Annotated in this window: 2 protein-coding genes; both read left to right on the top strand. The window is 57.8% G+C overall.

Going from position 1 to position 1,338, the window contains the following annotated elements; translation table 11 throughout:
• The coding region (locus tag AC2YI2_RS34955) for a porin (RefSeq protein WP_487391112.1) at positions 1-721 on the top strand (721 nt) is incomplete at its 5' end.
• 461 nt (positions 722-1,182) lie between these two features.
• On the top strand, positions 1,183-1,338 hold a 156-nt coding region (locus tag AC2YI2_RS34950), incomplete at its 3' end, for a porin (RefSeq protein WP_487391113.1).

Genomic DNA, 1,338 nt, shown 5'->3' with positions numbered 1-1,338 from the left:
TGATGATGTCGGTGGCGGCAACCAGACTCGCTGGTTCTACTACTTCGGTATCGGTGGTCTCGAATTCGGTCGCTTTGACTCCCCCGGCATCCGCTTCATGGGCTACGGCGGTCGCACCGATTGGGGTGGTTCGTACGGCGACGAATGGGATCGTCAGTATGTCAGCTACACTGCGACTTTCGACAGCATCACTGCTTTCGTCGCGATCGAACATGACCTCTACAACGGCGTGAACTACGGCACTGACCTCAATGGCGACGGCATTATCGACAGCTGGAACCAGAAGGCAAACGACGGCGGCCGCACCTACATGCCGGACGTCTCGGCTGGTATCAAGGGCACCTTCGGCGAATACGAAGTCGGTGCAAACTTCGGTTACGACGAATCCGACGAATCGTTCCTGGTTCGCAAGTGGGTTCGTGGCGACATCGGCATGTTCGGCTTCACCCTCATGGGCTTGTACTCCGACTCGGCCAACAACGCCTTCTTCCATTACGATGGCTTCAGCGGCATCCTCGGCCTTTCGGCCAAGGTCACCGACACGGTCAGCGTTGCGAAGGACATTCAGTGGTGGGATGACGACTCCTGGCGCGTGATCGGCAACGTTTCCTGGGCTGTTGCTCCGGGCTTCTCGGTCCTGCTCGAAGCATCCTATGGCGACGGCGACTCGGTCGGCAACGACGTTCGCACCGGCATGCTCCGCTTCCAGCGCTCGTTCTAATTCAAGCTTGACTTGAATGCAGAAGGCCCGGGTTCTCCCGGGCCTTCTTATCGACGATCGGGGGATGGCGGTCGGAAGGCATGTGCCTCCGGGACTGCAGAATGGATCCGGCAACTGACCGGGTCATTGATATCCGCAATATCGGATTTCCGGCTAACGTAAGTCTGCGCTTCGTCTGGCTTGCAGCGGCTGATGCGAATTCGACTGGATTTCTATTCGATTGCCGATCGACCCCGCCCCAATGCGGTGGTTTTGTGTCTTTTCTGTAACAGAAATGTTCGAAGCGCGGCTCGGGGCGTTTGCCTCGGGTGTTTCCGCGTTGCGAATCCGCATCGCTCAATTATGATCCGGCATTGAAGCACAGGGGACACTCAGTGTTTCGGGGGATTGGGGCAAGGAATGCTGTCCTTCAGCAAGAAAAACCCGATCCGATCCGATTTTAACATTGACTGGAGGTCAACATGAACATCAAGAGCCTTCTTCTCGGCTCCGCCGCTGCCCTGGCAGTGGTTTCCGGCGCACAGGCAGCGGACGCTGTCGTTGCTGCTGAGCCCGAGCCGATGGAATACGTTCGCGTCTGCGACGCTTACGGCACCGGCTTCTTCTACATTCCCGGC

It is taken from the genome of Rhizobium sp. SRI_017 (genome assembly GCF_057586295.1).
The sequence above is the reverse complement of the archived record's forward strand: the minus strand, read 5'-3'. Positions and strand labels throughout refer to the sequence as shown.